6 protein-coding genes are annotated in these 6,721 nt (G+C 74.9%); 3 read left to right on the forward strand and 3 right to left on the reverse strand.

Translation table 11 applies throughout. From position 1 onward, the window contains the following. Window positions 1-124: 124 nt before the first annotated feature. The 3 genes from FFT21_RS12325 to FFT21_RS12335 form a co-directional block, all read right to left on the reverse strand. Entirely contained in the window at window positions 125-1,954 is a 1,830-nt protein-coding gene (locus tag FFT21_RS12325) for a dynamin family protein (protein WP_137813973.1), read from the reverse strand. Further along, window positions 1,951-2,295: a nucleotide exchange factor GrpE gene (locus FFT21_RS12330; protein ID WP_225978354.1), complete on the reverse strand. Its 345-nt coding sequence runs from the start codon at window positions 2,293-2,295 to the stop codon at window positions 1,951-1,953. Before FFT21_RS12330 ends, FFT21_RS12325 begins: the two co-directional genes overlap by 4 nt. Before the next feature lie 136 nt (window positions 2,296-2,431). Beyond that, window positions 2,432-3,994: a dynamin family protein gene (locus tag FFT21_RS12335; RefSeq protein WP_225978339.1), complete on the reverse strand. Its 1,563-nt coding sequence runs from the start codon at window positions 3,992-3,994 to the stop codon at window positions 2,432-2,434. A gap of 190 nt (window positions 3,995-4,184) precedes the next feature. Here FFT21_RS12335 and FFT21_RS12340 point away from each other — a divergent pair, with 190 nt between their 5' ends. The 3 genes from FFT21_RS12340 to FFT21_RS12350 all read left to right on the forward strand — a co-directional run bounded on the left by FFT21_RS12340 (window position 4,185) and on the right by FFT21_RS12350 (window position 6,622). Beyond that, window positions 4,185-4,454, forward strand: coding sequence for a hypothetical protein (locus tag FFT21_RS12340; protein ID WP_192909511.1), 270 nt, complete (start codon window positions 4,185-4,187; stop codon window positions 4,452-4,454). A 225-nt stretch (window positions 4,455-4,679) separates the two neighbouring features. After that, a complete protein-coding gene (locus FFT21_RS12345) occupies window positions 4,680-5,849 on the forward strand; it encodes a sensor histidine kinase (protein WP_137814065.1) in 1,170 nt (389 codons plus the stop codon). Between the two features lie 113 nt (window positions 5,850-5,962). Further along, window positions 5,963-6,622: a response regulator gene (locus tag FFT21_RS12350; protein WP_137813976.1), complete on the forward strand. Its 660-nt coding sequence runs from the start codon at window positions 5,963-5,965 to the stop codon at window positions 6,620-6,622. Window positions 6,623-6,721 lie beyond the last annotated feature (99 nt).

Raw genomic sequence — 6,721 nt, forward strand, 5'->3', positions numbered from 1 at the left:
CTCGCTTGTTCGACTAACCGTATGCCCGCGCGGTTCCCTGGCCAAGCCGCTGCCTTGCGCACCCCCTGCCCCGGCGAGGCCCGCGACCTGCGATCATGCCCGCGGGAACGGTCGGCGCGGGCCGTCACGGCGGGGCGGTGCCGTCCCGCAGCGCGCGGATCGCGTCGAGCAGCCGCGCCACCCGGTCCCGGCCCGCGGTGACCCGTGCCAGCCGCTCGCTCACCTCGCGGAGTTCCCGGCCGCGCTCCGCCGCGCCCATCCGCAGCGCCCGTTCCACCTCGCGCAGCTCCGCGTCGATCGCCTCGATCCGCCGGGCCAGCGCGTCGTCCAGGGCTAGCGACAGCTGCTGCTCGGCGTCGATCAACTGCTCGGCGACCAGCGCCTCCAGCGTGGACCTCGCGTCCGCGAGCGCCTCGGACAGCCACTGCCGCACGTGCTGCTTGTCCGCGGCGTGCCGGCGGGTGCGGGCCATCCACGCGCCGGCGGCCAGTCCGACCACGATGCTGGCCGGCAGCACGAACGGGTTGACCGCGGCGAGGCCCAGCCCGGCCAGCGGCATGGCGATCCGGCCGAGGCCGAGACCGCCGGAGAAACCCATCAGCACCAGCAGCCTGTCCTCCGCGGTCGGTGGCCGGCGCTCCGGCGCGCGGAGCACCACCGGCGGCCGCGGCTGCCGGGCGAGTTGCGCCCGGATCACCGCCAGCTCGGCCGGGGAGAACAGCTCGGCGAGCACGCTCTGCGCGACCCGGTCCAGCCGCTCCGCCAGCGCGGCGCCGACCCGGCCGGAGACCGCCCGCAACGCGGCGTCCACCTGCTGCGGGAGCCCGGCCAGCGTCTCCCGGTCGGCCCCGTCGATCGCCTGCCGGAACCACGCCTGCAGCTCCCGCACCTGCCGGCCGACCTCGTGGGTGGTCTCCACCCGGGCGCGCTGGGTCTCGCCGCGCAGCCGGACCTGCCAGCCGCGGCCGGAGGCGCGGCGCTGGGCGGTCAGCTCGTCGCGCCGTTCCCGCAGCGCGTCCACCTCGCGCTCGCCGGTGGTCAATGCCCTGCCCCGCGCGTCCAGCGTGGCTGACAGGCCGTCCAGCGCGGTGGCCAGCGCGCGCAGTGTGTTGGCCTCGCCCAGCATGGCCGCGCGGTTGGCCACCGTCCGCTGCACCGCCGCCTGCAACTCGCCGATGCCGGAGTTCTCCCGCAACACCTCGGCGGCCCGCTGGTTCGGCGCGGTCGTGGCCAGCTCGAACATCCGCGCGGACACCGGGTGGAACACCGCCTCGGCGAACCGGGGCGCGTGCTCGGCGAGCAGCGCGCGGTCGGCCTCGGCGATCTGCCGCCAGCCGCGGAACTGGTCGGTCTTGGTCAGCGCGAACAGCACGGTCTCCACCCGCTCCCCGGCGCGGTGCAGGAACGCCAGCTCGCCGCGGGTCAGCGGGGCGGAGGCGTCGGCGACGAAGAGCAGCGCGGTGGCGCCGGCGGCGGCCTCGAGGGCCAGCTCGCCGTGCATCGAGTCCAGCCCACCGACGCCCGGAGTGTCCACAAGGGACAGCCTTTCGAGGAGCGGGACGGGCGCCGCCACCTCGACGTGGTGCGGCGGCGGCCCGTCGGCCGTCCCGGACACCACCGCGGCCAACTCGGCGGGCTCCACCGGCACCGGGTCGCGGCCGGGGTACCACGCGCGGGCCGACCACTGCGCGCCGTGCCGGATCACTAGGTAGCAGGCGGTGGCCACGTCGGCGTCCACAGGGGACAGTCCCGCCGTCGCCAGCAGGGCGTTGACCAGCGAACTCTTGCCCCGCTTGGTCTCGCCGACCAGGACGACGGTGGGCGTGCCTTCCCGCCGCTCGCGCACCTCGGCCACCCACCGGGCGGCCGCCGGATCGGCGTCGGCGAGCAGCGCGGACAGCTGCGTCCTGGTCTCCCGGACCACCCGGGGCAGGTCGTGCGCGGCGGAGGTCATGCGCTTGTGTAGACGGTGACCACCGGGGCGCGCAGCAGGCGACCCCGGTCGGTGAACCCGACCACCTCGGTCTCCGCCACCACGCCGTCCAGCGCGGGATCATCCACCGGCACGGTGCCCCCGGCCTCGTGCCGGCTCGGGTCGAAGGCCTCCCCGTCCGGGCGAAGAGCGGTCACGCCGACCTGGGCGAGGCCCCGCTCGATGCGTTCCGCCACTCCGGCGCTGCGGGCCCGGTCCAGCGCGTAGAGGCAGAGCCGGATCAGCATGTCCCGGTCGGCCAGGGCGGCCTCCAGGTTTCCCTGCTCGGGCACGGTGGGCCGGGCGGGGCCCTGCGCGGACACCGGCCGGCTCGGAGGAATCACGGCCACGTCCGGAAACGACGCTGGGCGGCCGCACCCGGTTCCCGTCACAAGGGCCTCCCTCTTCGCGGCTCCGCACGCCGCCGCGGTAAGCCGCGCGCCGTGGTCATCGCGCGCATCATGGCGACTGCTCGTTCAACCGTTGCCAGATCAGGAAGTAGGCCCGGTGCACCACGTGCGCCACCCGGCTCTGCGCCGGGGTGGCGCCGAAGGACGCGAACGAGCGCCACCACCCGGCCCGTTCCAGCGCGTACCCGGCGAGGTCGTGGACCGGGCGGCCGGGCAGGCCGAGTTGCTCGGCCACGTCCGCCGCGGTGCCCACCCGCAGCACCTCCTCGGCCAGGTCGTCCGGCATGGTCACGGCGCCGGAGGACACCAGGGTCAGCGCCTCCAGCAGCCGCAACTGGTGCGCCTCCGGTTTGGCCAGCAGGGCTTCGATCGCGTCGTGCACCCGGCCGCGCTCGCCGGGGTCCCCCGAGTCCTGCGCGAGCGCGGTGATCGACGCGAGCGCGGCGGCCGCCTTGATCCCGTCCGCCCGCGCCCGGAACACCCGCTCCAGCAGGGCCCGCAACTCGGCCAGCCCGGACGCGGCCAGCAGCCGCCGGTGCAGCGCTCCCGCGGTGAGATCGGGTTCGCCGTCCAGCGCCGCCAGCGCGCAGCGGATGCCGTGCAGGTCCAACCGTTCCAGCAGCCGGTTCCGGGTGGCCGGCGGCACCGGCGCGTCCCAGGCGGTGAACAGGTCGGCGGAGACCAGCATGGTGTCCCGCACGGTGGGTTCCAGCGCGGCAAGTTCGCGCAGCGCCTCGGCGTCGGCCGCGGTGAACGTGCCGGTCTCGGTGGTCTCCGCGAGCAGGCCGACCACCGGCAGCACCGCGGCCACCCTCGGCTTCAGCACCCGGAACTGTTTCTCCGCGAGCAGCTCGGCGGCCCGCCACACGTCGCCGCCCGCGCCCTCCACCGACTCCGGCGCGACGGTGTCGGCCTTGTTCAGCACCGCGATGGCGTTGACCGGCCCGGCCTCACGGCCCGCGGTGGCGGCGCTGAACGCGGCCAGCACCTGCCGGTCGTCGGCGCGGACCGCCTGGGTGACCACGTACAGCACGGCCTCGGCACCGGCCACCGCGCTGGCCGACACCGCGTCCAGTTCCTCTGCGGCGCCGCCGGCGTCCGGTTTGCGGTGCCTTCCGGCGCCGAGCACCGACTCGGCCCTGGCCACCGAGGCGTCGTCCAGCGAGCCCAGGCCCGGGGTGTCGATCACGGTGAGGTCCCGCAGCACCGCGTTGGTCAGGTAGGCCTCCAGGTGGGACACCTCGGCGGGGTCCACGCCCAGCGAGGCGGGGATCATGCCGTCCGCATCGAACGGCAGCGCCTGCCGGCGGCCGTCGCGGCAGACCACCTCGACGCGGTCCACGGTGCCGTACTGGAACCGGGTCACCAGCCGGGTGCACTCGCCGACGCCGGTGGGCGCCACCCGCCGTCCGATCAGCGCGTTGACCAGCGTCGACTTGCCGGAGGACAGCCGCCCGGCGACCACGACCTGGAGCGGCGCGGACAGCCGCCGCAACACCTCGCGCAGCCCGGCCGCGGTCGCCTCGCCGACCTGGGGCCGCAGCGTGGCACAGAGGTCGGCCACCGCCGCGGACAGCGGGCCGGCCAGCTGTTGTTCGGTCGCCGACGTCACGCTCACCCCTCGCTTGCGCCCGGCTGCCCGCCCCTGCCTCGCGGGCAGGGGAATCGTGCCACGCCAGCCGGCCGTCGGATGCCGCCGCCGCGACCAACCCGGCGGTTCGGCCGTGCCGGGCCGCAGGTTCGGCGCAGCGAGTAGCCGGGTAACCACCTGACGAGATTCGGACGGCGACGCTCGTGGAAGGATGAGGACCCTGCTGCTCGTGGTGGCCGCCGCGCACGGGGCGACCATGCTGATCCTGTTCCGGATCAAGCACCAGCAGCGCGAGGAGGACCTGGCCGAGGAGATCACCGAGCAGGTCGAGGAGCGCATGCACGGCGAGCCGTCGGTGCGCCGGGCCCGGGAGCACACCGGCCACCGGCCGGAGCCGGCCAACACCACGGTGGAGGTGCGCACTCCGAACGACCCCGGGGTACTGACAGTCCTGTTCCGGAACGGGACTGGCCCACGATGACGAGGACGGGAACGCGCCAGGCGAAGCCCCGCGATCGTGCGCCCGTCGGGCACGACCGGAGTGCCATGTCCCGCCTCGCGCCCCGGCGACACGATCAACGAACCGGCAGGGACCTGCGCCGGCGAGCCGTCGTTCCGCGGTCGCATGATCCGGTGCGACCGCAGGCTGACGTGGTCCGGGCGATCCGCTGCCTACGCTGGCTCCGTGCGGCGGCTCAGCCTGTGGATGCGCGCGCACCCGGTGTTCGGGGACTCCCTGATCGCCGGGTGTGTCGGGCTGCCCGACCTGGTGTTGGTCGCCGGCAAGACGGGCGCCGGTTACCTGCTGGCCTGGCTGCTACTGGCCGGGCCGCTGGTCTTCCGCAGGAAGCGGCCGACCCTGGCGGCGTACCTGGTGCTGGCCGGCGGGCTGGTGCAGTTGGTCGCGGACCGCGTGCCGGTGCGTCCCGCCGACCTCGCGCTGGGTGTGATGCTCTACACGCTGGTGGCGGACGTCGGCCGGCGGCAGGCCATGCTGTACGCGGCCAGCCTGGCCGGTGGCGCGGTGCTGTGGTCGCTGTCGATGATCCGGGCCGACGCCGAGAACGCCGTCGTGCTCTTCGCCGGCATCGTCACCCTGGCGCTGTGCTGGGCGCTCGGCGAGTTCGTCGGTGCCAGGCGGGCGTACCACGTCGAGGTGGAGCGCCGGCTGCGGCTGCTCGAGCTGGAGCGGGACAACCAGGCCCGGATCGCGGTGGCCGAGGAGCGCGCGCGGATCGCCCGGGAGCTGCACGACGTGGTGGCGCACGCGGTGAGCGTCATCGTGGTGCAGGCGGACGGCGCCGGCTACGCCCTGCGCAGCAGCCCGGACATGGCCGCCCGCGCCCTGCAGACGATCTCCGAGACGGGCCGGCAGGCGCTGGTCGAGCTGCGCCGGCTGCTCGGCGTGCTGCGCAGCTCGGGCGACCCCGACGGCGCGGACCGCGCACCACAGCCGGACGTGGGCGGGCTCTCCGAACTCGCGGGCACGGTCCGGGCGATCGGCCTGCCGGTGCGGCTGTCCACCAGCGGTGATCTCGACGGCCTTCCCACCGGGATCAGCCTCGGCGTCTACCGGATCGTGCAGGAGTCGCTGACCAACACGCTCAAGCACGCCGGGCCCGGCGCGGCCGCGGAGGTCCGGGTGACCAGGCTTGACGATCGGGTCGAGGTGGAGGTGGAGGACAACGGTTCCGGGTCACTGGCCGGCCTGCAGCACCGCTCCGAGCTGGCCACGCTGTCCAGCGGCAACGGGTTGATCGGCATGCGGGAACGGGCCAGTGTCCTCGGCGGCACCCTGGAGGCCGGCCCCAAGATCGGCGGCGGCTGGCGGGTACGGGCGGTGCTGCCGCTGGGTGCGTCCGGAGAGGTCGCCTGACCAGCCCTGCGGGCTGTGGTCCGCAAGTACGGCGAGCCACACCGGCGGTGGTCTTGCGGAGCGACGTACGCCGCGGCGGCGCCGGTCGGCGGGAAGCCTCTACGCTCAGCGCCGTGATCCGGGTGCTGCTGGTGGATGACCAGGAACTCATGCGGATGGGATTCCGCATGGTGCTCGACGCGCAGGAGGACGTGGAGGTCGTCGGGGAGGCGGGCGACGGCCAGGCCGCGGTCGAACTCGCCGACCGGCTGCGGCCGGACATCGTGCTGATGGACGTGCGGATGCCGGTGCTGGACGGGGTGGCCGCGACCCAGCGGATCACCGAGGCCGGCACCGCCAAGGTGCTCGTGATGACCACCTTCGACCTCGACGAGTACGCGCTGGCCGCGCTGCGCAACGGGGCCAGCGGGTTCCTGCTCAAGGACACCCCGCCGGCCGACCTGGTCTCCGCGATCCGGGCGGTGGCCAGCGGCGACGCGGTGGTGTCGCCGAGCGTCACCCGCCGGCTGCTGGACCGGTTCCTCGGCGCGGGCGGCGGCGAGCTGCGCGACGCCGCGGTACTGGACGTGCTCACCGACCGGGAGCGAGAGGTGCTCACGCTGGTCGCCAAGGGCCTGTCCAACACCGAGATCGCGGAGAAGCTGTTCCTGTCCGAGGCGACGGTGAAGACGCACGTCGGCCGGATTCTGTCCAAGTTGGACTTACGGGACCGGGTGCAGGCGGTGGTGCTGGCCTACGAGACCGGGCTGGTGCGGCCGGGCGACGGCGGCTGACCGGTCGAGGCTTCCGGTGGGGTGGCGTGCCGGCGATGACGCCGTACCCCTGCCCGGCGCCGCGGTCGCGGGCGCCGTCCGCGCTCTCCACGATCAGCA

This window comes from Gandjariella thermophila (assembly GCF_005405885.1).
Classification (GTDB): Bacteria; Actinomycetota; Actinomycetes; order Mycobacteriales; family Pseudonocardiaceae; genus Gandjariella; species Gandjariella thermophila.